Below are 26,154 nucleotides of genomic sequence, written 5' to 3' on the forward strand. Positions count from 1 at the left end.
AGTCTGCAAAACATTATTGACGCAGTATATCATTTTAAATAGAAAAAAATGTTAAAAATTTCTTAATTAATTTTATAAAATCCCATTAAAAGGCATTAATTTTGCACGTGCATATTAAGATGAAAAAATATTTATTTCATAGTACCATTTTCCTCGCCTTATTACTATCTGTACCTGCAGTAAAGGCTCAGAAAAGTGATGATGATAAGATCAGAAAGGTGCTGTATTTCAATCCTGAAGTGGAGCCTGATATTGAGGAAATTGAAGAGCCTACCAATAATGCTTTTTTCAGTTCTGTTTCTGATATTCTGAGTGGGTACCGTAAAAATAAAATGCTACGGGCCGAAATCCAGATTCCTTTTGATGAAGTTGATCCCAAAACCATTGTAGAATATTGTACCAATAATGATGCGGACTTTGCCATCGTATCTAAAGTTAAATATTTTAAAGTAGGCATAGGTAGATATGTATTCTCCAACCAGGTGGTCGTCAGTATGAAACTTTTTGACGAAAACGGAAACCTGCTTACGGAGAGTGATTATGATACATACCGGAAAAACATGCGCTTATTGGGCTCTACTGAAAACTCCGTTAAAATCGGGACCAATGGTGCTGTCAAAGGGATATTAAAGAAACTGAGAAAAATTAAACCTTCTGCCGAAGCCGGATTTTAGCTCTTACCTTATCAGGGGAAGAAGAGTGTACATTTTACATGAAAATCCCTAATATTATAAAAATCCCGAGATTCATAAAGTCTTGAAATATTATTTTAATTGATTTTGATTTTCGCTTCAATATATCTTTTTCACTTATTTTATAATTCCTTTATTAGCCTGGAAAACAGAGAGTTTCAATATTCAAAATTTTAATTAATCTTTAATTTTGTCTTATTTTTGTCTCATCTTAAAAATTTGAATTATTTTTGCATATCTAAAAAATTATTTCTGTTTTGAATTCCTCTAAAGACGAACTTATTTTTAACGCAGCCGATATTGCCGAAACCCTCAGCGGACTTCCTGCTGATGAAAGGCTTTTGGCTTTTCTGAAAGTTCCGAAGGAATACAAAGCTGACGTTTTTTCCCACCTGGACCCTGACTTCCAGGAAGAAACCATCCGTAGCATCGGAAGCGATGAAGTTTCTGAAATCCTGAACGCCATGACTCCGGATGACAGAACCGCTTTATTCGAAGATTTTCCGGATGAGCTGATCAAATATTCCATCAACCACCTTAACCCGCAGGAAAGAAGGATCGCCCTTAAACTTTTAGGGTACAATGCTGATTCCATTGCGCGTCTGATGACTCCTTATTATATTCAGATCCGAAAGGAATGGACGGTAAAAAGATGTCTTCAGCAGATTAAAAAGGTAGGAAGAAAAGTGGAAACCATGAACCACCTGTATGTGGTGGATGAAAGAAACCGTCTTATTGATGACTTAGCGATCGGAACCTTACTGCTAGCCGAAGAGGACACTCTGGTTTCCGATATTACAGATAATCATTTCGTGGCAATTCCCACTACTACTTCTAAAGAAGATGCGGTTACCTATTTTGAAAAGTATGACCGAAGTGCACTTCCCATTATCACGGAAAGCGGTGTATTGGTAGGAATCGTAACGATAGATGATATCCTCGACCAGATCGAGCAACAGAACACAGAAGATATTCAGAAGTTCGGGGGTTTGGAAGCGCTTGACTTACCTTATATTCAGACTTCCTGGCCCGAAATGATCAAAAAAAGAGCGACATGGCTTATCATCCTTTTTATCTCCGAGATGCTTACCGCTTCTGCGATGGGCTATTATGATAAAGAGATTGAAAAAGCGGTAGTGCTGGCCCTGTTCGTACCTTTAATTATCTCCAGTGGTGGTAATTCCGGTTCACAGGCCGCCACCCTTATCATCCGTGCCATGGCCCTCCAGGAAATCACATTGAAAGACTGGTGGTATGTCATGAAAAAGGAGATCATCTCCGGACTCTGTCTGGGAACCATTCTTGGAGTTATAGGTTTTATAAGAATTATGCTTTGGCAGGAAATAGGACTGTTCAACTATGGAGAACACTGGGTATATGTTGCATTGAGCGTTTCTGTTTCTCTGGTAGCCATTGTATTGTGGGGAACTCTTTCCGGTTCTATGATTCCTTTTATTCTTAAAAAGCTAAGCTTAGACCCTGCTACTTCATCGGCTCCGTTTGTGGCCACTTTAGTGGACGTTACGGGTTTAATTATCTACTTTACCGTAGCCGGACTTTTCTTAACCGGAAAACTTTTGTAATTTTAGGCAAAGTCCTGACATGAAAGTTATATCTCTCGTTCCTTCCATTACGGAAGCTTTATTTGATTTGGGTTTAACAGAAAAAGAAATCATCGGAAGAACCAAATTCTGTATTCATCCAACCGATAAAGTCAAGAACATTGAAGTGATCGGAGGAACCAAAACCCTCAATATTGAAAAGATCAAAGGTCTGCAACCGGATCTTATCCTGGCCAATAAAGAAGAAAACGTAAAGGAACAGGTAGAGAGTCTTATGGTTGATCATAAAGTTATTGTCACCCACGTTGAAACCATTGAAGACAACTATTATCTCCTTAAAAATTTAGGCAATATTTTTCATCTGGAAGAAAAGGCACAGGCTTATAACCTTAAAATATATGAAACATTAAACCGGTTTAAAGTTTCCCAAAGCTTAAAAGCAGCTTATCTCATCTGGAATAATCCCTATATGACTATAGGTTCCGATACTTTTATCCATCATATCTTAAGTGAATTAGGATTTGAGAATGCTTTTAAAGATAAAACCCGTTATCCTGAAATAACCGTTGATGATCTTGCAGAAGCCGATATTATTATGCTTTCTTCCGAACCTTTCCCTTTTAAAGAAAAACATATGGAAGAATTAAGAGCAAGCTATCCCGACAAACTGATCATGATTGTAGACGGAGAAGCTTTTTCATGGTACGGGACCCATCTCGCCAAGTGTGAAGACTATTTCGGGCAGCTCATCAATAAGGTGAATACTGAGTGTGATCCATTAAAAAAGCGGAACTGAATCCGCTTATATGTTATACAATCTTAGATACTTCGTTACAAAGCCATTCCAGCAGTTCACGATCCTGAGCCGTGAAGGGGTCGATCTTATGGGAATCAATATCGATCTGTCCTATATTCTTTCCGTCTTTAAAGATCGGAACTACAATTTCCGCTTTAGTGTCAATTGAACAGCTTAAATAATTACTTTCCTGATGTACGTCGGGAACGACGAATGTTTCATTGGAAACCGCTACCTGACCACAAATCCCTTTTCCATAAGGAATAATGGTATGATCGGTAGGAGCTCCTACGTAAGGACCTAATTTAAGCTCATCCTTGTCCCCGTTTTTAAAATAAAAACCCGTCCAGTTGAAATAAGAAATTTCCTGGTCCAGCAGGTGACAAACTTTTTGTAATTTTTCTTCTGTATTATGTTTAGGACTTTCAAGAATAGAGGAAAGTCTTTTCTTTAATTCTGACATACTGTATTATTTTTAAGAGAATTGTTTAAAGGATAATTCTTCTTTATATCCGAACATCCCACGCTCTTTGATCATCTCTGCCACTCCTTCCGGTACCTGGCTCTCCCAGCCGCTTTCGTTGGAAGTAATTTTTCTTAATATCTCACGGGAATATATTTCCAGGAATTCAGGGTTATAGCTTGTAATATCTACAATACGGTCATTAAGCTTAAAGTATTTATAAAGCTCCTTCAGGTTCTCTTCTACTTTAAGATTGGATGAATCCAGTAAGATATGACTTTCAGGGTCTTTATAAGGATAAAGATATACCCTCATTCCGTTACGGAAGAATTTCCCGAAAGCTTCAAGAATTCCTCCTGATAAGTTTTTATAATATTTTTCGTCAAATACCATCAACAGGTTGTTTACTCCCATTGCCACACCGATATTTCCGTTGGTATAGGAAGCAAAATAATCAATCAGTCTGTAATATTCGGAGAAATTTGAAATGATAACGGTATACCCCAGCTTTCCTAAGATATCGACTCTATCGAGAAAATCCCTTTCGTCAATATCTCCATCCGCTCTTAAATTGGAAATGGTGATCTCTATTAAGATTTCAGTTTGTTCCTGGGTACATGCAGCATCTTTAAGGAACATATCTATACCGTTTTTGAGCATATCTATATTCACTTTGGTTACGGGACGGAAACTTCCTCTTACGGCAAAAATATTTTTCTTGTAAAGAATATCAGCCGGAAGCATATTATTCCCCTGGGAATTAAATATTACGGCATCAGTCATTCCGTTTTTCACCAGCTGTAAAGACATTAAACGATTATCCACATATGAAAAAGCCGGTCCGCTGAAATCGATCATATCTATTTCGAGGTTATCGGTAGCTACATCATCATATAGGGATTCTATCAGTCTGCGTGGATTATCATAGTAAGTAAATGCCCCGAAAATCAGATTAACACCCAGGTTTCCCAAAGTTTCCTGCTGTAAAGTGGCATCATTTTCTTTAAATTTAACATGGATAACAATCTCGTTATAATCTTCATTTTCTGCACACTGAAAACGGATTCCTACCCAACCGTGACCTTTCTGGGTCTTATCAAAATTAATGGTGGTAACCGTATTCGCATAAGAAAAAAACTTTCGGTTCGGATTATTTTCCCTGGAAATACGTTCTTCTATCAGAGATACTTCATAACGAAGCATTTTTCGAAGTCGGTTTTGAGTAACATATCGGTTTTTAACCTCTTTTCCGTAAATAGCATCACTAAAATCTTTGTCATATGCCGACATGGCCTTAGCAATTGTTCCGGATGCACCTCCTGCTCTAAAAAAATGTCGAACAGTCTCCTGCCCTGCTCCAATTTCTGCGAAAGTACCATAAATAGTAGGATCTAGATTGATTGTTAAAGCTTTTTGTTTAGGAGTTAGTTTCTGATACATTAGCGACATTAATTTTTTTGTAAATTTACCAAAATTAATACCAACCTCAAACAATGAAGTTGAAATTTTTAGGAACCGGTACTTCTCAGGGTGTCCCTGTTATCGGATGTACTTGTGAAGTCTGTACTTCCACCAATCCAAAAGACAGCCGACTACGTTCTTCTGCCATGATCACGACAGAAGAAAGCAGAAAAATACTTATTGACTGCGGCCCAGATTTCAGGCAGCAAATGCTTTCCAACCATGAACAGCATGTAGATATCGCTCTGATTACCCATGAACATAATGACCACATTATCGGGCTGGATGATATGCGTCCCCTCATTTTTAAAAGTGGAAAAAACATGCCCCTTTACTGCTATCACAGAGTGGGTGAAGAGATTAAAAACAGATTTCCTTATGCCTTTGCCGACACCAAATATCCGGGAGCTCCGGCTTTCGATCTTCATGAAATTTCTAATGAGCCTTTTCAAATATTAGATACCGAGATAACCCCTATTGAAGTCATCCATTATAAAATACCTATTTTGGGATATAAGTTTAAAAAACTTGCCTATATTACTGATGCCAGTTTTATCTCCGAAACTGAGAAAAAGAAACTCCATAACCTGGACGTTTTAATTCTTAACTGCATTCGTAAGCTTGATCCCCATCCTGCTCATTTTATATTGCCCGATATAATTAAACTGCACAAAGAACTCCAACCGAAAAAATTATTCCTGACCCACATCAGTCATCACTTCGGATTGTATGATGTAGAGGAACAACAGCTTCCGGACGGTATTCATATGGCATATGACGGGCTGGAACTTGAGTTTTAGTCCTTTCCTGCCAAGATAAACTCATTATGCTTAGAATATAGAAAGCACAGACCCTCCTGACATACAGTTGGCAGCAGCCTGCTTTATTTTTACCATAAATTCAAAATAGAAACAAATGGAAAAAATGAATGTATCTCCTTTTATGGTGATCGGGATTGAGGTCCGAACCTCTAATACAAATGGCCAGGGAGTAAAAGACATCGGAAATTTATGGAACAGGTTTTTAGGTGATGATATCCTGTCTCGAATCCCTAATAAAATTGACAATACTGTTTATTGCCTGTACACCGAATATGAAGGTGACCACACCCAGCAGTATACCACTGTTTTAGGCTGTAAAGTGGAAAATCTGGAAACAATTCCGGAAGGGATGGTGGGCAAATCTTTTGAAAGCGGATCCTATACAAAGTTTACTACACGGGGAAATCTGTCAGAAAACCTGATTGCTAATGAATGGTTTAAGATCTGGAACATGGATCTGGACAGATCCTATACCGTAGACTTTGAAGTATTTGGGGAAAAAGCCCACAATCCAAAGGATGCTGAGATAGATATTTTTATTGGTATAAAATAGTATAACAGGTGTATCTTATGAACTCTTAAGACGCTTAAAAAAGGGGAAAATAAAATTTAAAATATTTTCTAAAAAGTTTTTAAACATTAAAAAAAGTGCTATATTTGCACACCAATTTAAAGGCCCAGGTGGCGGAATTGGTAGACGCGCTGGTCTCAAACACCAGTTCTTAGGAGTACCGGTTCGATCCCGGTCCTGGGTACATTTTAAAGACTTAATATTGTTTATCAACTTATTAAGTCTTTTTTATTTCTAATATTGCCGACATTTCCCCGATTTTTTTCAATTAAATAAAAACCTCATCAAATGTATGATAAGGTGATATAGAAAGCTTCCAATCTTTCGCAACAAAATTTATTGTTAATCATCATTTATCCAATAGTTTCCTGTACATAATCATCTGATTTATAAAAGTCACTCAGTTTTTGATTACAAAACGGACAATAATTTATAACCATCCTAGTTGTTTCTAAATCATTTACACTTTTATCATATCCTGAAGTTATAATAAAACCTTTATCATTTATCTTAGGATTCAATAAAAGCATCTTTTCTCTAAAACTTCCAATATATTTTACAATTCTAAAATTGAGACTGATTCCATTATCTGTTCTGTAGAAAGCTTCTAATTTTTCGCAACAAAATTTTTTATTACACATTTTATTTAAAATTTATGGATTATACGGCTTTGCCAATTTATTAACAGCATGAACAATATCTTTTCCTAAAAATTGATATTCATTAGATATTAAATTGGATCCTTGATGAATTCCTTTTCCCATTTTTAATTGCCCAGAATGTTCCAATATATATAATCCTGAATTACTAATTTCATATTGCATCAATTGTCTCCCATTTTTAATATAGGTTGAAGCCACCTCAGCGTCATCTGTTAAAAATAATAAAGAACTGCCATTCTCCGAACCTGTTGTCCCACGAAATAAGGTAACAGTAGGATCAAACTCACCTGAAGAAGATAATATTTTGTTAAGCTACCTGTTTCTTCTGCTGCAGCTACCGTTCTAGTCAATCTGCCATAACCACCAAACATATTATATCCACCTCCACCGAAGTCCATCATAATTTCCATATGCGAGCTATTCATCAACCTAAAAGATCGGTCTAGCGTAGATTCCCCCTCATTGTAAAAAATATTATCCCGATTTGCCCGATATTCTGCCATTGGGTTATAATAAGCTCCCTGGATCAATCCAAATAAACGGCTTCCATCTGCATCATAATCAAGAGGAACCTGTTCTACCATCCCTACTTCTAAATTCCCACGTTTTTTTGCTTTTTTACCACCTCCAAATAACTTGCTAAAGAATTTACCTACACTTTTCCAGAAGGAAGAAGGAGGGTCATCTGTTTTAGGATCCTCAATTACATTCCCACCAGCAGTCATACTTCCCATCTTCATAGAAAAATTTCCTGTCCACTCTTCCACAGAATAACCTGTACTTCGTCCTCCTGCTAGGTGATAGCCTATTGCACTTCCCAAACTTACATTCCAGGAAGTAGTATCTGGGGCATACGCTTTTCTGCCATCAGGGTCTATAAAACTGACCGGATTATTATATGCATAATTATAAGGATTAAACCTTCTGGAGGTTTCAGCCAATGGGTCTATTACGCCCCATCTTCCAATATCAGGCATATAGAATCTCGCTCCATAATCATACATCCCGCTCTCCTGGATCTCCTTGCCATTGTACTTATAATTCTTTTCTGAAAATTTTTGCAATTATTCTTTGGAATACAGTATGATAAACCCCTAAGTTTTTTATATTCAATGTATCAATAAAATCCTCATAATTTGAATAAAAATCTGTTCTGACAACAAATAGTTTTTTATCATTTTTATCATACAAGACAAAAAATTCACAACCTTCATTTCCTATCTTGAACCCTTTTATATCCTCTATTCTGATTGATTTTTTAATAAAAAACAATTGTGTATAATACAAAATATTATTATTTATTCTTGAAAAAATTATCTCATAATATATTTTATACCACAAGAAAAAAATAGTGAATAATATTAAAAATCCAAAATACATTAACCACATATATTGCTTTTTTTCTATTATTATGGTTCCACTTGTGAAGAGAAATGGTAAAAACAATACACAAATTCCTATGATAAGCATCAGAGATGCTTTATTAACTTTTTTAAATACTAGTCTCATTTAATTAACTTTTAGTTATGGAGCTTCAAACAATGTATCATCTGTTTGATATTCATAAAACTATTAAACTGGTCTTATATCTGCTGTCCCAAAATGAACTACTACCACTTAATACAATCTCTGGAATGTTAATCATCTAGTGCTGTATTAGACTGGTATAGCTTCCATCATATCCTAAACCTATATTGTTAGAACTCGTAAAACCATATCCTGTATTATACCAATCACCTCCTAAACTAAATGTCCGATCAATAAGAGCTTTGGCAGAACCTCCGCCTCCGCCATCACCAGCAAACTGTCCCGCAAACTGGTTCATATAAGAAGGACCACCTCCCATCACCTAAAAGGATTTGCCTTCCCAGAAGAAATAGCATTACTTACAACTCTATTTTACACTAAAATACCATCTACTTTTTATCCTCTCCATATATTTTTTTAAGTTTTTCTATCTGTTGAGCTTTTTGTAAAGAATCTTCTCTTCTTTCTTTAGCCACAACTTCTGGGGAATAAGGACCTGTCTGTTCCTTTTTTGCCTTCTGATCTAGACAATAAAATGAAAAAATAAAATTAATAGTCAATGCTATAACAATTAAACAAGCAACCCAGCTTCCAATAATATTTTTCTTCTTTGGTAATTGTTCAAACTCATAATTGTAATTTTTCCATATATCTAAGTAATCTAAAGTGTAATAATTGAAAACTACAACAAAAACAAATGGAATATATACTATAGGCTTTGAAAAAGACAGTTCTACCGTATTTCCAGATAATACAGAGTAATAGTTCATTATAGAAAAAAGAGTCCAAAGTTGTAAAACTATCATAACTAAGCCTGCTTTAAAACTACTCAAAAAGTCCCCAAATGGAGCCGAGAAATATTTTATAGACATATAAATTTTATAGAAAAAATAATAATACATTTTTTTTATTGACATAACTAAAATTTTTGTGAACCATAAGGCGCAGTTATAAATCCAGGAATAATAGCAGCATTTTCAGATTGTATACTTTTATAAGCATTTCCATAACCTTCCCATCCTCCAGGGTAAAAAGCGTCTACTCCAAAATATAATAAAGAAGGAATAGTACCTGCACCAGTCAAGCCATAAGCTCCCATAGTCGTATTTAATCCTCCTTTTGCAGGATGCACTACGTTATTGGATGTAGGATTATTATAGTAATTATAAACACCTATTGCATCCATAGCTACACCAACACCAAAAGAAAATTTACCTATTGCCCCCGCAACTGGTCCTTCCTTAATAAAAGTTCTACCATTACCGTAATAATTTTGTCCCAAAAATTTAACAGGAGCATCAGGTCTAGCAGTACCGATGTAAAATCTTTTTGCAAAAACATTCACTGCAGTACCAGCTGATGATACAAACCAGTTTACTTTACTCCCCGTATCATACCAATTTACATTGTCTGTATAAGATCTCAACTTCAACATGTTTAAAGTCCCAACCAACCCTTCATTCTCAAATCCTAAATCTGTCCACCACTTCAGAGTACCGTTATCGTTGGTCAATCCTCCTGTTCATCCAGCATAAAAAGCATTCATTAAATCCGTATACGCCTGTGTCTGTCCAAATGGTGTATAATTCCAATTTATTTACTCTCCGTTTCTTAATAGTATTTTCAGAACCATTGTTATAACAAAAACAAGCAAAATTCCGAAAATAAAAAAATTCAATATTTTGTTTATTTTTAATTCTGAATCTTTTTTTGTATTTGATTTGGATAAATTAATTTTTCCTATAAATAGTAATTTAAAATATTGTAATGGAGATAAACTTTTTATTAATAATAAGTAAGGAAATCTCCCTACTTTCCACCAGCCCACTCTTCTATTGTTCTTTATATCCTTAAAACCTTTCAAAGTATATTGATCATTTTTACCATTTATCTGGTAAATCGAATCATTCTCTTTTTTATTAGTTATCTCAAAATTATTTTCGTTAGGAATGTCTGAAATGTTAACTTTATATTCATCTTTTTTACATGAAAAAAACATAAAAAAATGTATCTCATAATATAAAAAGATATCTAAAATTTCACAAACATTCTATCTGCCGCAAGTGTAACGCTATCTTTTTCTTTAAAATTAGAGAAATTAGTGACTATACCAGCTACACTTTCATTTTGGATAATGGGAATAAAGCAAGAATAATAATCGTCTATTTTTATACAATTTAGCTTCCCTTCCTTTGTTATTTTTCTTTTAATTGTATCCGAAATTGTATAATCGAAATTAACGTTATACGTTTCAAATTTTGAATAGGGAAAATGAAAGTCAAATTTTAATCCGTCTTTCTTCGAAGTTACTGCATAAAATTTGCTTACTTCTTTGTAGAGTTTCCCATTTCCATGATATATTTTAATTTGATTTTCAATTTGTTTATCTAGAAAGATATATTCTATTTCATATTTTTCTCCATTTACCTTGTTTTTAATTTTCCACCAATCTTGCTTGGAGTTATCGTTGGTATTTATATTACCTTCTAATGTATAAACTTGATTCTCTCCATTAATTTTTGTTATCGAATCATTAATTTTCGTTTTTTTTGTATTATAATTTTCTAATTCTGTTAATTTTAAAATATTAACACTTTCTTCTTTTTTACAATTGAGAAAAAATATTAAGAAAAAAATAAGAATTGTACTTTTACTAACTTTCATTTTACCAGCCATATGTTTTATAATGCCACCCTTTTTTATATGTAGCCTCGTTAAGTGAATCGATTGATTTATTAAATTTTTGTTGTTCATTTATTATATTTTTTTGAAGGATAGTTTTGGCACTATCATGCGGATATGGATCAAATACAGTAGCATGTACCATAGTACTATCTTCTTCACTTGGGTGTAGTCCTTGTATATCAATTCCAAATTGAAGGAACCCATCTAACCCTTTAAAAGTACTTGATCGCCCATATCCTCCTAATATATATTCATTGGTTCCACCTGAAAAACTATAAAATGTTTCATTTGTTGTTCCTATAAAGCTATTTACTAAATTGGCTGTATAAGAAGTAAAACTTCCGATAGCACCATACACACCTGTTTCTCCATTCCATTTCTTCATATAGGAGTTAAAGTTATTTTGAGCTTGCATTCCCCAAGACGAGCTACTACCATTTAATACAATCTCCGGGATATTAATATAATCATCTAGCGCCGTATTAAGACTTAGATAACTTCCATCATACCCTAAACTTATATGATCTAAGTTTTCAAAACCAAAACCTGTATTAGTCCAGTTTCCACCTATATTTATCATATTATTTATCATAGCAGAACTGATACCTGCTCCACCTCCGCCTGGGGTATTCCCACCCAAACCAGCAAAAGGATTTCTCTGACCCAAGAATTCATCAAATGATCCAAAGGTTGCAGAGCCGCCTCCCATCATATATCCTAAAGCTCCGTTGGTAGGAGTATTCCATGTCCATCTATCCGGTGCATACGCTTTTCTGCCATCAGGGTCTATAAAACTGACCGGATTATTATATGCATAATTATAAGGATTAAACCTTCTGGAGGTTTCAGCCAATGGATCGATTACTTCCTATCTTCCAATATCAGGCATATAGAATCTCGCTCCATAATCATACATCCCGCTCTCCTGGATTTCTTTGCCATTGTACTTATAATTATAATAGCTTCCTAAAAGACCGTTGTTAGTTCCTCCGATATGGTTTAACCCAAAAGGATAATAATTATTCGCATCAGTAACCTCAAGAACACCTGCGCTGGTTTTAGCAAAACCTTAATAGGAGTGTTAATTATTAACACTCCTATTACAATTCCTACTTGTTATAAGTTTAATTATTTACAATTGCGAAACCACTTTTTTTAAACTCTTCATAAAAATCACTGTAAAGAATATTATCAGAAAAATTCTTTTCAAAACTCTTAGCACCTTTTATTTTTAAAGTAGGTATGAATTCTTGTTTTCTTAACAATTCATTAATATTATATAAACAATCTCTAAATGAATGAAATTCTGTTCCAAAATACCCATAAGAAGTAAAAAAAGCTTTTCCAATTTCATAGTACACATCTAAATCCGTTTTTACTTTTGACAGATCAATTGTTATAATAGATTCCCTATTATCTATAGTTTCTCTGACTCCACTTAATAAACCACAACCCCTTAAATAATAATATTTTTGTTTATCATTTAATTCATACCATTTGATTCTTTCTTTTTTATCTGTTAGTAATTTGAAGTTATCTATATAACCCTGATTATATATACCTAAAGGATCATTAAGAATACCTATTAATACTATTTCTTTAGCTTTAATTAAAATATTTGAAAGGTTAAAAACATAATCATTTTTAAAATTCTTAAAAGATACCCTTATAATTATATCTTTATCAAAAATTTCTTTACATGATAAATCCGTATATTTTACATGATCCTTTTTTATTGTTATCTTATCGAAATCTTTTTTATACACTAATTTGATATACTGAGTCGATAAAATCTTTTTTTCTTCTAATAAAAAATCTATTTCCATTTTATTGCAGAACTTGTTGGTATTTGTATAATTTTTGTATAATCATGATTAATAACTAATCCCCATTTTCCTGAAGGATGTTGAATAATTCTAGTACCATCTATCATTGTTCCAGGATAATCTCTTATCTTCCATTCTAAAGCATTTACCCACTTAGGATTTATTCCAGATCTAATTTCAGTTACAGCCTGAACTCCATTTCTTATTATAGGAGTGCCTCTGCCTGCTAAAATTTGAGTCATATCTTGAGTGACTTCTGCTTTTAAATTATTAGGATCAATTCGTATTCCTCCTTTCTTCCCAATAATTCCCATTTCACCACTAATTCCTTGTGGAACCTTCATTGCATATAAAAATGTAGCTATTTGTGCTGTAGAATGAGCATTATTTCCTTCCATCCCACCTTGCATTAATCCTTCTGTAATTCCAGCTTCTACTAACATAAAGGGAATTGCCAATATATTTACGTTTTGTAATCCTCCTTTGTCATTACAATATCCACATGTAGCCTGACTCCAAGCAAAATCACTACGAGAGTTCCATCCTCCCATATAAGAATTAAAGCCATTTTGAGCCTGCATTCCCCAGAAGAAACTGCTACCACTTAATACAACCTCCGGGATATTAATATAATCATCCAGCGCTGTATTAAGACTGGTATAACTTCCATCATACCCTAAGCTTATATGATCTAAGTTTTCAAAACCAAAACCTGTATTAGTCCAGTTTCCACCTATATTTATCATATTATTTATCATAGCAGAACTGATACCTGCTCCACCTCCACCTGTGGTATTCCTTCCTAAACCAGCAAAAGGATTTCTCTGACCCAAGAACTCATCAAATGATCCAAAGGTTGCAGAGCCACCTCCCATCATATATCCTAAAGCTCCGTTGGTAGGAGTATTCCATGTCCATCTATCCGGGGCATACACTTTTCTGCCATCAGGGTCTATAAAACTGACCGGATTATTATTCCATCAGGATCTATAAAGCTAACAGGATTGTTATAGGCATAATTGTAAGGAGTAAACCTTTGGAGGTTTCTGATAAGAATACAGTCCGCCTATTTATCTTTTCTTTTAAATATAAATGAATTATCCCCAGAATTATTTACATACCAACTTTCAAAATTTTTAATTTTTAATTCATCTATTTTCTCAAAAACATCAATGTCTTTTGATGTATCTTGCACAAGAATAATGATTTTCTTATACCTCTCAGCTATATTTATTAATTCTTGAAGAATTAATTTTATACTTTCAAAGCTCAATCCCATTGTTCCTATTATTAAAATATCATAATTTTCAATCTCACTAATTACTATATAAATTAATTGATTAAATATATCTTGAACTTCTCGAGGCTCAATAAATTTCAAATTATATTTTTTGATTAATTTCTCATAAGTATCAATTGATAACTTCTTACTTTCTACATATTTTGATATTTTAATAGAATTTTGATGAGGCAAATTAATATAAAAGATATCTTTTGACTGATCCAGTTTATCATCTTGTAATAGATGATGGTTGTTGAAAATTATATACATATTTCCAATTTCTAGATCTATATTTTTATTAAAAATACTTATCTGTTTATTCATCTTTTCTTTATTTTACAGGTAGTTTGTAAATTCTATAATTATCTAAACGTGGGTTTCTTCTTATAAAGTTTCCTTTATTAATAAGTTGTTCAACATGTGTAAAGTCGCCTGTTTTTATTCCATATTGAATGGCTGCATTCATTCTATGATTACCTTCTGTTAATATAACATTTCCTTCATATATATATCCTGCCCCTCCTGTTGGCTTATAACTTCCATTTGACATTTGTTCAAAGTAACCTGCAACAATATCCGGATTAATTCCTCTTTGAGCACTTTTAATACCATTTGCTTCTGCTTCTGCTGATATTTTTGCGGTTAAAGAAATTTCTTCCGCTGTAGTTGCTACTCTAGCCACTCTTCCATACCCCCCAAACATATTATATCCACCTCCACCGAAGTCCATCATAATTTCCATATGCGAGCTATTCATCAACCTAAAAGATCGGTCTAGCGTAGATTCCCCCTCATTGTAAAAAATATTATCCCGATTTGCCCGATATTCTGCCATTGGGTTATAATAAGCTCCCTGGATCAATCCAAATAAACGGCTTCCATCTGCATCATAATCAAGAGGAACCTGTTCTACCATCCCTACTTCTAAATTCCCACGTTTTTTTGCTTTTTTACCACCTCCAAATAACTTGCTAAAGAATTTACCTACACTTTTCCAGAAGGAAGAAGGAGGGTCATCTGTTTTAGGATCCTCAATTACATTCCCACCAGCAGTCATACTTCCCATCTTCATAGAAAAATTTCCTGTCCACTCTTCCACAGAATAACCTGTACTTCGTCCTCCTGCTAGGTGATAGCCTATTGCACTTCCCAAACTTACATTCCAGGAAGTAGTATCTGGGGCATACGCTTTTCTGCCATCAGGGTCTATAAAACTGACCGGATTATTATATGCATAATTATAAGGATTAAACCTTCTGGAGGTTTCAGCCAATGGGTCTATTACGCCCCATCTTCCAATATCAGGCATATAGAATCTCGCTCCATAATCATACATCCCGCTCTCCTGGATCTCCTTACCATTGTACTTATAATTATAATAGCTTCCTAAAAGACCGTTGTTAGTTCCTCCGATATGGTTTAACCCAAAAGGATAATAATTATTCGCATCAATAACCTCAAGAACACCTGCGCTGTTTTTAGCAAAGCTTACCCTTGTATTTCCCAAATGGTCTTTATACTGGTAAATATAGCGATTTTCCCTAAAGCTGTAAAAGCCTTCTGAGGTAGGTACAAAATCCAGGGTCCATGTTGGAATTACAGGTCTGCTTGCCTCACTGTATGCTTCTCTTTCCAATGCAGTATTGGCTAGGCTGATGCAGTCTGCACAAATGGTAAGCTCACCCTGCTCATAAGTATACTGGAAACCATCCAGATAATCCATATAGGTAGTAGTAGGGCTAACTCCCTTTCCTCCCGTCTTATATACCGTCTTACGAAGCTTAGCTCCATCTGCACGATACAGGTTATTGATCATATAGTTTACAGCAATTCCTCCGACCGTAGTTTCGGTCATAGCTGTTGCATCAGGAAGATTCAGATAGTTGTAATCTATCGAATTAATCCCTTTATCTTTCATATTGAGCATATTCCCGTTCAGATCATAATCAATGGTATTACTTCCACCTTCATATCCTGTATCATTCAATGAGTTTTCAATGATCTTATCCAAGCGGTTTCCTGTGTACTGATATACCAGATCATCTACCAATGTAGAAGTGGTTCCTGCAACAGGGAAAGCATTTCTTTTTAAGGTTTTGATATTTCCATTAAGATCATACGTCAGGTTCTCATTATAATTATTATTGAAAGGAACCGTAGAATTAGGCTCTGTATAGATCGCATCTTTTAATCTGTTCTGGCTGTCATAGGAATAGGTATATCTTTTCAGGGTCCCTTCGGTAGATATATTCCAATCGACCTCAGAAATATTTCCATTATACTTCCCAGGGGCAATATTGGTATAAACAGGATTGTTATATTTCACCTCATACCCGAATAATTTACCATTCAGGCTGGAAGGATTATTTATCTTCGTTAAGCCCCCCCTGATATTGTACGTATAATCCATGCTTTGTAAAGGTGTGGAGATTCCTCCTGTTGCCGGAATGGCAGAGGCTCCTACTTTTTTATTGACAAGCTGGGACAATTCATTATAGGTATTCTCCGAAAGAAGCTCCTGTGCCTGGCTATCTACCTGGTGCCAGTGTTTTTTTAAACGGTTTTGGGTATCATATTCAAAGGTTTGGGTAATGATTCTTTCCGCATCCGTTTCAGACCTTTTATGATAAACTTTAGACTGTTGGGTTACTCCTGCAAAATCCAGTAAGGATTCTGTTTTGGTATATCCTCCGAGATGATTGATAGTGTGGCTTCCCACTGTTCTTCCTTTTGCATCATACCAGATATAATTTTTAGTCCAGTTGTCATCTTCAACATTTTTTACATAGGAAGCTGTCGGAAGGTTTTTGGTATTGATAGAGCTTCCCAGATTATCGGTTATGGTTGATTGTCCCAAAACTTGTACTGGAATACTTACTCCTGAAGGAAGCGGCGGATAAGTATCATAATAGTTTACACTTAGAATCTTACTCATATTCGCTGTAGGATAGGCATTCTTAGTATAATACAATGTAACCCCACTTACTGTAAATACCGCACTGCCCGATCTCGATTCATTATTAGCCCCCACAGATTCCATAACATTCGCCTGAGCTATTCTTGTTGCATAACTATCTAATATACCTGTATAAACTGGCCTTGAAAATTTATCATACTTGATAAACATCCATTGTCCTAAAGAACGCAAGTTTGCATCTTGAGTTAATGTCAATCTATTTTGTTTATCATATACCATGTACTCCCATCCTTTTCCCGGAAGCTTTTTCTCAACCAATCGGCTTTTACTGTCATATTTATATTGATAAGCAAGATTGTCAAGCGTGGTCTGATTTAAGGTAGCGGATACAACAAGTGGAGGAAGAACATATACCAGCTGACCGTATTTGTTATATACATAGTAAGTATCTGCATTTTCCGTACTGCTTACCTTTTTTCTGGCAAGGATAGTCTGTCCCTTCCCATTTTTAAACTCGGTGGTTTTATTGCCATCTTCATCCGTTACTGAAGTTTTTATCAATTCTCCTGCATTATAATTCCCGGATAAGGAAATTGCATTTTCTGTAGCTCCATTGACCCATGAAGTAGCCACTGTATATTTTTTCACTTCCCCTGAAGTATTAACTTCGTAATTATAACCTATGGAGTGTCCCTGATAGTCCATACCCGGTTTAGTCTGGAAAAGCGGTTTACCTACCGGTGAGTTTTCCACAACGGATTCAGAATAATAATACAAATCTGAACCATAAGTTTGGGAAGCATTTGATTTCGGATTGGCATATAATGCTCCGTTTTGAGTTCCTGTCTGAGGAATCGGAAGGTAAGATTTCAACTGCCTTCCAAAGGCATCATATTCTATAGGAATTACAATATCCTTTCCTGATGGTGAAGCTTTTATGGCAATGGTCTGTTTGGATCTTCCCAAACCATCGGAATACTGAACACTTTCTGAGTTTTTACTACAGTCTTCGTTAAGGCAATTTTTGGTATAAATATAATTTTCACCTGCACTCAGCCCCGTACTGCCACTTCCGCTACCAGAAGTTATATAGGCACTAAAACTGTTTATATTTGCTGCATTTGCATTAAAACCTGATAAAAAGTTGACACTTACAGGATCCGTTACTACTTTATTAGCTTCTGTAACTGTTGTATTTAAGATAGTTTGAGCATAGGACATTTCTGTTATCAATAACAGCCCGAATATTTTTAAAAGTTTTTTCATGTTTGTAGGTTTTCTGTTATTGCTTATAATTATACTTATTCTCTTTAATCACCTGTCCACTGCTATTTTTTACTTTGAGCAGTCTTCCGGAATCATCATATTCATAGGTCAGCTTCATTCCATTATCACTGACAGAATTAGTAATCCCAATTAAAGGATCATAAGTATACACAGAAACAGGATAACCCTGTAAAGCTGATGAAAGTCTAAGGTTTTCCAACGCCGTTAATAAGGCTGCTTCATTAGCCGGATTATCAGCATCTGCATTGGAAGCATTAACCGCAGCGGTAACTACACTTAGTGAAGATATATCACTGTATTTAGCCCCTACAATTTGTGCAATAGGCAAAGTCTGATAATATCCCCAGATTGTCGTAACACTGTTTCCAGCTTTATCGGTAGCCTGCACAAGATTTCCTTTGCTGTCATACACATCAAAAGTAGTCTGGGTTTCAGCTACCTGGTTAAGATTTGTACTTTCAATAGAGGTAGGGTAGAAATGACTGGTATTGTCATACTTCGTCGTTACTTTGGATATGAAGGTTCCATCGGTTTTAGATTCTACCTGTAAAGGGACAGAGATCATATTAGCATTCACTAAACGTGTATTTCCCAGATCCGAAGCATATCTTGTGGTTACCTCACTTACTGAACCGTCCTGCGCTGTTGTTTTGGATAAGGACTCCTGGAAGTTATCCGGACTGAAAGTGGTTTCGGAAATTGTTTGATAAGGAGATTGGTTCAGGTAGGTTTTGCTGGTTTCTTTTATTTTTGCTATCCATGATACTTTTGAGTTAATACCACATAACTGTGTTTCAGTTGTATTGGGATTTTCCTGCATGGTATATTCAAAGGATGAGGATTCTACTATCTGATCCTGCTTATTGTAGGTTTCCTGCTTTTCAAGAATTCCTCCGGAAGTAATATTGTAGTAAGAATAATAATTAGTAGCAGGGTTTCGATAATCGTCTGGATTTTTAAAGTAATACTTCGTATATCCATTATTATCATTTCCGGCAATTTCCGTTTCTTTTACATTTCTATAAAGAATAATTCCTCCGTAGCTACTTGGGGAACAATCTCCGTAACTTGTAAAGCTATATCCTGAGGAGGAGTATGAATTGTCAAAAGACAAATAGTCGAATTCCTTAGTTTTCACTAAAGTACCATCTGCATCATAGGAACGGATTTTGTTGACACGGGCACCTGTTTTTACAGGGATCGAATTCTTATAAGACCCTGTAATTCCTTTAATCTGGTAAATCCTATAAAAACCGTTTCCGCCTCCTTTGGTAATGGTAATGGTATAGGTTCCTGGAGTAAGTTTATAAAGGGCTGGAGAAGAACATGCAGAGGTAGAAGCTGAAACTACAGTGCCAGCAGCATTTTTAACAGTATACTGCAGGAAAATGAAGTTTCCATGAATATCCGTTTCCATATAATCATCACCCATTTCCCAATTAAAATATATGGGATATTTCACCCCCGCGGTTCCACTTACCTGAAATTGGTAAGTTCTGGTAGTATTGGTATCATAAGGAATCTCTGTTTGAACATAATATTGATACCTGGGGTTGGAGATAACTATTGCCGGCTGACTGTAATCAACCCCAGATTGATCTTCATAGATTTCATTTGCTTCAAAATTATAAATCACGTACCCTTTAGTAGGAAAAGTAATTTTTTTCAGCAAACCTTTGGTATAGGTAGCAGGATATTCTATAGGCGTATCTGCGGGACATAAGTAGTTTCCCGTAAGATTTCCGGCTACTCCGTAACTTGTTTCCGAACCGGCTTCATCATATTCATATTTTGTTTCTTCATCTATGGCCAGGTTTTTATTCAGCTTTTTAATCTTACTTAATGTTCGTTTACTGGTGTCCATTTCGATAGTCATTCCAAAGGAATCAATGACTTCAGAACGTACTCCTACTAATCCATATTCAAATTTATACTGGGATAAAATTGTACCGGCATTATTTAATAAACTAATCTTGTCAAGAGCATAAGGATCATTATGATAATATTCTGCCTGATCGTATGCGGAAGTATAGGTATATTCAAATTTAATTTTTCCTTTGGCTGTAGAAAGAGTATTGGGTTTATAAACCTGACTCTGAATAATAGTTGATGCTCCTTTGTACTTTATTTTCTTATCATAAATATAACTGGCAACTTCAATACCATTAGGATCCAAGATCTTACCTAATACAAAAGATGTTTTGTAATTGGTATCTGTGACACCATCTTTTACCAAACCTAAATTACTGTCCTGAAAATGATATTCAAAACCTTTATCATCAGTGATTTTAAAAGAACTGATAATTAATTTGGTAGTGGCAGTGGAACGGACATATTCTATTTTTACTTTTTCCCCAGTTAGATTACTAATCATTAAATTATCCGAATTCGGATTTTTATGAATTTTAAATTTCCCTGAAAATCCCGGAATATAATAATAAAAAGTATCGGCTTCTTCTTTTGTGATATCAGTCCAATTTTTTAGTTCATCCACATATCCACCTTCCACTTGTCTGTTAATCACTCCTGCTGAAAGCATAGACCAGCCAAGTCCTACCTCACTGGCTGGAACATTTGGTTTCGCATTATAAGCATGATAGGAAAGTCCTAAGCTCACCGAATAATTTTTATTGGTAGTTCCCAACTGATAGATGGGAAAACCTATGTTAGGAATTCCTGTGGCCGGAGATATAGCAGCATTAACATAACTCTGAACTGACCCAGTAGTGGGTTCAGGCATGAGATTATTTTGTGCATTCACTACTCCCGCGTACAATAAAAAAATCGAAAATATATATTTTTTCATCTTAGTGTTATTTCTTAATCAATTTAGCATTAGCCGTTTTATTCGTATCAGTCTTGATCACCACCAGATATGCTCCCTGGATTAAAGATTGTGTATTGATCTTAGTAACCTTATTCTTCGTCTTTAAGTTTTGCAGCTGTCTTCCACTCATATCATAAAGATGGATCTCTGCTTCCTTAAACTCATAGCCAATTTCAACATATGCATAATCCGATACTGGATTCGGATAAATCTTTATATCCTGCTTCTCTATCAGCTGATCAATCTGCTTATCTCCCAGCTTCACAATCTTCCAGTTCTCCCTACCTAATTCTTCTCCGCTTGTTCCTGCCAGTATTATTGAACCATCTCTATTCAGCTTAATATCCGATAATCTCTCCTCCTTCTTCCTTGATTCTCCTTTCACATACTTTCTCCACTGCTCATTGCCATCCTGATTCAAATAAAGCATCCAAAACGTTTCATCATCGGTCTCAAGTCTTCCCTCCGCCTGGGTATAACCGCCCAATAAAATACCTTTTGTACTTTCTTGGTTCTTGGCTCCTCGATCTTGACTCTTGGTTCTTGCATCTTGGTTCTGCCCATTAATGACACTCATTCCCATCAGTACATCCCGGTTCTTAAAACTATACGACTTCTGCCATACATCTTCTCCTTTCTCATTTAAAGAAATCAACCATAAGTCTGTACCTTCTTCTATACCCACAGTCTTGTTTCCTGACCGCTCTGATCTGGATTCTCCGCCTACTATATAACCTGTAGAAGTTAAAGCTAAAGTTCTTAGATGATCATCTCCACTGCCTCCATAATTCTTCTCCCATTCTACTTTACCGTCTTTACTTAGCTTCACCAGCCAGTAATCTCCTTCTCCGTAATGGCTGCTGGCTTTTGGCTGCTGGCGAAGAGCTCCTGAACCTGTACCTGAAACAGCCTTATTTTCTGTGAAAGCTTCACTTCTTGAATATACCCCTAACAGAACTCCTCCGTCCCTGGTTGGGATCATCTTCTCTACTTCATCTAAGCCTCTTCCTCCTACAATAAGTTGGGACAGCTCTTTTCCGTCTTTATCCAAACGGATAATCAAAACATCTTTAGAACCATAACCTTTAGAAGAATTCTGAATACTTCCGGCTACTACAAACCCTAAATCCGTAGTCTGAACTACCGATCTGGCCTCTTCATCCGAACTGCTGCCTAACGTTTTCTGCCATAATTCATCACCATGCTCGTTAAGCCGGATAAGCCAGATATCAGAACCTCCTTTGCTTTCTTCTTTCTTATCCACGCCTTTCCCGGAATGAGAAGTTCCGGCTAAAAGAAAACCTCCTTCCTGGGTAGAAACTGTAGCCGATAAAAAATCATGATTATTCCCCGAAAAATATTTTTCCCAGCTCTGTTCTCCCTGTTGATTAAGCTTGGTTAAATGGAAATCGTACCCGTTATTCTGCTTACTGCCTGAAGCCTCCGGCTTACTGCTTTGAATAACACTTCCTGTAATTAAATATTGCTGGTCTACCGTTGTCACAATCTGGCTTAGAAAATCCTGAGTATTGGACCTGATATCTTTCTGCCAAACCACTTCCTGTGAATACAACGAAGCACCAATGCATAGAAATAATGCACCCGTGTAGAGTTTTTTCATCTGTTTTTTTTAGTGTTAAAGGTTAATTACTTGCCTTTTATTATAGGGCGCAATTTAGTACTTTTCAATAATTATTAATTAAATATTGAAAAGAATTAATATACTATTCACTGTTAATATATTTTCCTTTGTAAATTATCCTTTTTGATACAAATCCAACTCCGTAAGGTAACAATACTTGCCGTGTTAAAAACATAATTACATTTTTAAGACTTTTTTTGCTAAGACCATCAATGAAGTAATAAGGTTGAAAAAGCAGTATTTTATATTTCACTTGGTAAGAGAAAGTATAAATGTAATAGGTCAACTGAATTAAAAAAGAAAAAAAATCCTATTAAAACAGGAAATCAACTCATAAATTTTCTCAAGAAAAGAAAATATCCCAAATTGAATTAGTAGAGAAGCAGAAAATATTCATGTAAAATCAGAAAAGGGAAAAATATCCCTCTATTTTTCCTCCTACTTCACTGTTCAGATTAATTTCAGAGGGTTTTATTTTTCGTGAGATCAGACCGAATACCAGGTGTGGCTTAAGCCTTCTTCTTTACGAAGTCCCGATTTCGATCTTCACTCAACAAGTCTGCGTATCAATAGTAAACAAATAATTCTCTCCTTAGGAGTAATTGTATCAATAATAAATCTTGCCGCTGTCCATTTTGACAAGTTTTTCCTTTTCCATTTTTTAATCGTTCTAATTACCGTTTCCACTCTTAAGCCGATTAATGATGCCAGATGCTTTCTTGTATAAGGAACCAAAAAACTATACTTTTCTTTAAATCCAAAATACTTTTTAAGCTGATCCAGCAGTTTTACCAATTTAATGAGCGGGTCTGAAATAGAGAGACAGGAAGACATAATATATCTGAAATGCATCCTGTCAGCCGTATACTGATTTAACTTCAATAATAACTCCGGCTCTCTTACCAGAAGATCCAAAAATATATTTTTTTCGACCTTAAAAATCTCGCTTGTCGTTAAAGCAATAGCATTGATTGCATACATATTATCCGTAAACAGATAGCTTTCCCCAAAACAATGCCCCTCAAATGGAAATCCATGAATGAATTCCTTTCCATCTTCCAAAAAATTATTCACCTTTACAGTTCCTAATTTTATTTGAAAGTAATATTTCGCTTGCGTTCCTTCATGGAAAATAAAATCATCCGGATTATATACATCCAATTTCGCTCCTAGAGATAAGAGAATATCTTCACATATAACCATTTACCGATTATGAGTTTATTTAAGGTTAACATAAGAACGAAATAATTATTTATAGTTTGTAATATTATAATAGTAGAAGTATAAACATTGAAAAATAATTTCAATTGGGTCTCATTTTTTATTGAACACAAATTTATACACATAACTATTCCCAGAGTATGACTGTAATCATAACCCCTTTTTTTCTAAAACTCCTTTAAATAGCTATTTCATAAAAATCATATATTGTAATTCAATAGGAAAAGTTATACTGATCTTTTCTTATCCAAACACTTACCGAACAGGAATTTACTTTAAAAACACCTACTCCGTCCGTGTTAATTACAATCTCTTCTTTTATGTGATCAAGAAAATCAACATATACCAGGCCTGCATGATCCTGTCCCAATTCAATTCCTTTATAACCTTCTCCCCCATTGGAAATCACTACGATACATCCTGAGCTCTTCCCATCACCTTCTCTTCTCCATGCGATACAGTTAGGATGATCAAAATAATAATGTTGTTCTCCATAGGCAAATTGCTGTCTTGCCTTAAGAAGCTTAGGTAAGATCTCAATTTTAGGCATGGAAATCTTTATTTCTTCATTATCTTTTATGTCCGTGTACTCAGTTCCAAAAAGATCCGGATAAAATACACACGGATAAGCATCCTGGCTTAGTAAAATGACAGCATAAGCAATCGGTTTAAACCATGTTTTCACTGCTGATTCAAGCGACTGGAGTTTCTGTGTATCATGATTTTCTACAAAAGAAACAGAAAAAACAGGCTTTTTCTCAAGAAAGCTTCCTTTTAAAATTTGAGTAAGGTCATAGTTTCTTCCTTCTTTTGAAGCTTCAAAAAAGTTATAATGCAAAGGGGCGTCAAAACAGGAAATAAGATCATCCATCTTATCCGAAAAATAAGTTATTTTCTCTGCTTCATCCTTCCAGAATTCTCCCAAAACATAGCAGTCGGGAGCCAGTTCGGTTTTAATATACCGGATCCAGTCTTTAAGGAAATCGGAGGAGATGTGCTTCAGGGCATCAAGACGCATGCCATCAACTTTAGTAGTTTCCAGGTACCATTTGATCCATTTTTTCATCTCTTCTACTACGAAAGGATTGCGGTATTCTACATCAGCTCCCATCAGATAATCATAATTTCCAAACTGATGGCTCACTGATTCCGTCCATTCCGGTCCGTAAGAATTATGAATTTTAAAAATACCTTTCAGCTCCTGATCCTCTTTTTTAATGATATCTATCCCGCTGAAACATTCATAGTTCCACACAAAAGATGAATACTGATCTCCTCTTCCTGGAAAGGTAAATTTTGTAACTGCCGTTGCTTTAAAAGGATCACCGATTATTTTTTTACGATCTTCCGCATCTACCTGGTGAACCGTAATTTCCTCTTCCTCATCTCCCCCAATCCGGTGATTAAGTACGATATCACCATACACGGAAATTCCTGCTTTATGAGCCTTTTCTACGGCGTCCAAATATTCCTGTTTGGTGCCGTACCGGGTAGGAATTCCTCCTTTCTGGTCAAATTCTCCCAGATCATACAGATCATATACATCGTATCCTCTTCCTTCCCTACCCGAGCTACATTTAACAGCCGGAGGAAGCCACGCAGCAGTAAACCCCAATTCTTTAAGGAAATCTACATTCTCTGCAAATTCATTCCACAGGTTTCCATTATGATACCAATGAAAATATTGAATAATTACTCCATTCATATAAAATATTAATATTAAGTGGTGAAAAAGTGTGTAAGCTTGTTTGAATTTAACAATAAATAGCAAGGTGAATTATGATCAGAATCATACCAGCAACGGATTTAAGCCATTATAGCTATCAGTATAAAAATATCCTATGATACGAATCATAAAAATAAAATAATCAAGTTTTTACCTTTGATTTTACACCACCAACAAAAAATATTA

Annotated in this window: 23 protein-coding genes, 1 tRNA gene and 1 pseudogene; 6 read left to right on the forward strand and 19 right to left on the reverse strand. The window is 35.2% G+C overall.

Annotated elements, in window-relative coordinates:
- Positions 1–119: 119 nt before the first annotated feature.
- The 3 genes from ABJ974_RS11230 (at position 120) to ABJ974_RS11240 (ending at position 3,050) form a co-directional block, all read left to right on the forward strand.
- Positions 120–674: a pyruvate decarboxylase gene (locus ABJ974_RS11230; protein ID WP_419868340.1), complete on the forward strand. Its 555-nt coding sequence runs from the start codon at positions 120–122 to the stop codon at positions 672–674.
- Between the two features lie 275 nt (positions 675–949).
- Positions 950–2,275 carry a magnesium transporter gene (gene mgtE / locus ABJ974_RS11235; RefSeq protein ID WP_419868341.1) on the forward strand — a complete coding sequence of 442 codons (1,326 nt, stop codon included), beginning with the start codon at positions 950–952 and terminating at the stop codon, positions 2,273–2,275.
- Between the two features lie 19 nt (positions 2,276–2,294).
- Positions 2,295–3,050, forward strand: coding sequence for an ABC transporter substrate-binding protein (locus ABJ974_RS11240; RefSeq protein ID WP_419868342.1), 756 nt, complete (start codon positions 2,295–2,297; stop codon positions 3,048–3,050).
- Between the two features lie 13 nt (positions 3,051–3,063).
- On the opposite strand, the gene ABJ974_RS11245 is transcribed toward ABJ974_RS11240, so the two are convergent.
- Positions 3,064–3,513, reverse strand: coding sequence for a GAF domain-containing protein (locus ABJ974_RS11245; RefSeq protein WP_419868343.1), 450 nt, complete (start codon positions 3,511–3,513; stop codon positions 3,064–3,066).
- Positions 3,514–3,525: 12 nt separating this feature from the next.
- On the reverse strand, positions 3,526–4,962 hold the full coding sequence (locus ABJ974_RS11250) for a TonB-dependent receptor (RefSeq protein WP_419868344.1): 1,437 nt from the start codon (positions 4,960–4,962) through the stop codon (positions 3,526–3,528).
- Between the two features lie 44 nt (positions 4,963–5,006).
- Here ABJ974_RS11250 and ABJ974_RS11255 point away from each other — a divergent pair, with 44 nt between their 5' ends.
- From ABJ974_RS11255 to ABJ974_RS11265, 3 genes are all read left to right on the forward strand, one after another.
- Positions 5,007–5,774: an MBL fold metallo-hydrolase gene (locus tag ABJ974_RS11255; protein WP_419868345.1), complete on the forward strand. Its 768-nt coding sequence runs from the start codon at positions 5,007–5,009 to the stop codon at positions 5,772–5,774.
- Positions 5,775–5,889: 115 nt separating this feature from the next.
- Positions 5,890–6,348 carry a GyrI-like domain-containing protein gene (locus ABJ974_RS11260; protein ID WP_419868346.1) on the forward strand — a complete coding sequence of 153 codons (459 nt, stop codon included), beginning with the start codon at positions 5,890–5,892 and terminating at the stop codon, positions 6,346–6,348.
- A 122-nt stretch (positions 6,349–6,470) separates the two neighbouring features.
- Positions 6,471–6,550: transfer RNA gene (locus ABJ974_RS11265), tRNA-Leu, on the forward strand.
- 169 nt (positions 6,551–6,719) lie between these two features.
- Here the strand turns inward: ABJ974_RS11265 and ABJ974_RS11270 are convergent.
- The 17 genes and pseudogenes from ABJ974_RS11270 to ABJ974_RS11350 form a co-directional block, all read right to left on the reverse strand.
- Complete coding sequence (locus ABJ974_RS11270) at positions 6,720–7,007, reverse strand: hypothetical protein (protein WP_419868347.1); 288 nt, start codon at positions 7,005–7,007, stop codon at positions 6,720–6,722.
- Between the two features lie 884 nt (positions 7,008–7,891).
- Positions 7,892–8,068: pseudogene (locus tag ABJ974_RS11275) on the reverse strand (RHS repeat-associated core domain-containing protein); the annotation flags it as partial.
- The gene (locus ABJ974_RS11280) at positions 8,064–8,537 is read right to left on the reverse strand and encodes a hypothetical protein (protein ID WP_419868348.1); all 474 of its coding nucleotides are present in this window, start codon (positions 8,535–8,537) and stop codon (positions 8,064–8,066) included. The gene ABJ974_RS11280 and the pseudogene ABJ974_RS11275, both read right to left, overlap by 5 nt.
- A gap of 136 nt (positions 8,538–8,673) precedes the next feature.
- Positions 8,674–8,874 (reverse strand): hypothetical protein, encoded by a 201-nt coding sequence (locus tag ABJ974_RS11285; protein WP_419868349.1) that lies wholly within the window; start codon positions 8,872–8,874, stop codon positions 8,674–8,676.
- Between the two features lie 70 nt (positions 8,875–8,944).
- Positions 8,945–9,472 (reverse strand): hypothetical protein, encoded by a 528-nt coding sequence (locus tag ABJ974_RS11290; protein ID WP_419868350.1) that lies wholly within the window; start codon positions 9,470–9,472, stop codon positions 8,945–8,947.
- A 2-nt stretch (positions 9,473–9,474) separates the two neighbouring features.
- Complete coding sequence (locus tag ABJ974_RS11295) at positions 9,475–10,068, reverse strand: hypothetical protein (protein ID WP_419868351.1); 594 nt, start codon at positions 10,066–10,068, stop codon at positions 9,475–9,477.
- Between the two features lie 84 nt (positions 10,069–10,152).
- The gene (locus ABJ974_RS11300) at positions 10,153–10,554 is read right to left on the reverse strand and encodes a hypothetical protein (RefSeq protein WP_419868352.1); all 402 of its coding nucleotides are present in this window, start codon (positions 10,552–10,554) and stop codon (positions 10,153–10,155) included.
- 32 nt (positions 10,555–10,586) lie between these two features.
- Positions 10,587–11,231 (reverse strand): hypothetical protein, encoded by a 645-nt coding sequence (locus ABJ974_RS11305; protein ID WP_419868353.1) that lies wholly within the window; start codon positions 11,229–11,231, stop codon positions 10,587–10,589.
- Positions 11,221–12,093, reverse strand: coding sequence for an RHS repeat-associated core domain-containing protein (locus ABJ974_RS11310; protein ID WP_419868354.1), 873 nt, complete (start codon positions 12,091–12,093; stop codon positions 11,221–11,223). The genes ABJ974_RS11305 and ABJ974_RS11310 overlap by 11 nt, the downstream gene beginning before the upstream one ends.
- Before the next feature lie 271 nt (positions 12,094–12,364).
- Entirely contained in the window at positions 12,365–13,066 is a 702-nt protein-coding gene (locus tag ABJ974_RS11315; RefSeq protein WP_419868355.1) for a barstar family protein, read from the reverse strand.
- Positions 13,057–14,001, reverse strand: a complete 945-nt coding sequence (locus tag ABJ974_RS11320) for a hypothetical protein (protein WP_419868356.1) — start codon at positions 13,999–14,001, stop codon at positions 13,057–13,059. Before ABJ974_RS11320 ends, ABJ974_RS11315 begins: the two co-directional genes overlap by 10 nt.
- A gap of 131 nt (positions 14,002–14,132) precedes the next feature.
- Entirely contained in the window at positions 14,133–14,672 is a 540-nt protein-coding gene (locus tag ABJ974_RS11325; RefSeq protein WP_419868357.1) for a hypothetical protein, read from the reverse strand.
- Positions 14,673–14,679: 7 nt separating this feature from the next.
- Positions 14,680–18,531, reverse strand: coding sequence for a DUF6443 domain-containing protein (locus tag ABJ974_RS11330; RefSeq protein WP_419868358.1), 3,852 nt, complete (start codon positions 18,529–18,531; stop codon positions 14,680–14,682).
- Between the two features lie 16 nt (positions 18,532–18,547).
- A complete protein-coding gene (locus tag ABJ974_RS11335; RefSeq protein WP_419868359.1) occupies positions 18,548–21,358 on the reverse strand; it encodes an RHS repeat domain-containing protein in 2,811 nt (936 codons plus the stop codon).
- Positions 21,359–21,365: 7 nt separating this feature from the next.
- Positions 21,366–23,000, reverse strand: a complete 1,635-nt coding sequence (locus tag ABJ974_RS11340) for a T9SS type A sorting domain-containing protein (protein WP_419868360.1) — start codon at positions 22,998–23,000, stop codon at positions 21,366–21,368.
- A 567-nt stretch (positions 23,001–23,567) separates the two neighbouring features.
- Complete coding sequence (locus ABJ974_RS11345) at positions 23,568–24,224, reverse strand: Crp/Fnr family transcriptional regulator (RefSeq protein ID WP_419868361.1); 657 nt, start codon at positions 24,222–24,224, stop codon at positions 23,568–23,570.
- 232 nt (positions 24,225–24,456) lie between these two features.
- On the reverse strand, positions 24,457–25,947 hold the full coding sequence (locus ABJ974_RS11350) for an alpha-amylase (protein ID WP_419868362.1): 1,491 nt from the start codon (positions 25,945–25,947) through the stop codon (positions 24,457–24,459).
- Positions 25,948–26,154: the final 207 nt, after the last annotated feature.

Origin of the sequence: Chryseobacterium sp. CT-SW4 (assembly GCF_048572715.1) — a bacterium.
GTDB lineage: Bacteria > Bacteroidota > Bacteroidia > Flavobacteriales > Weeksellaceae > Chryseobacterium.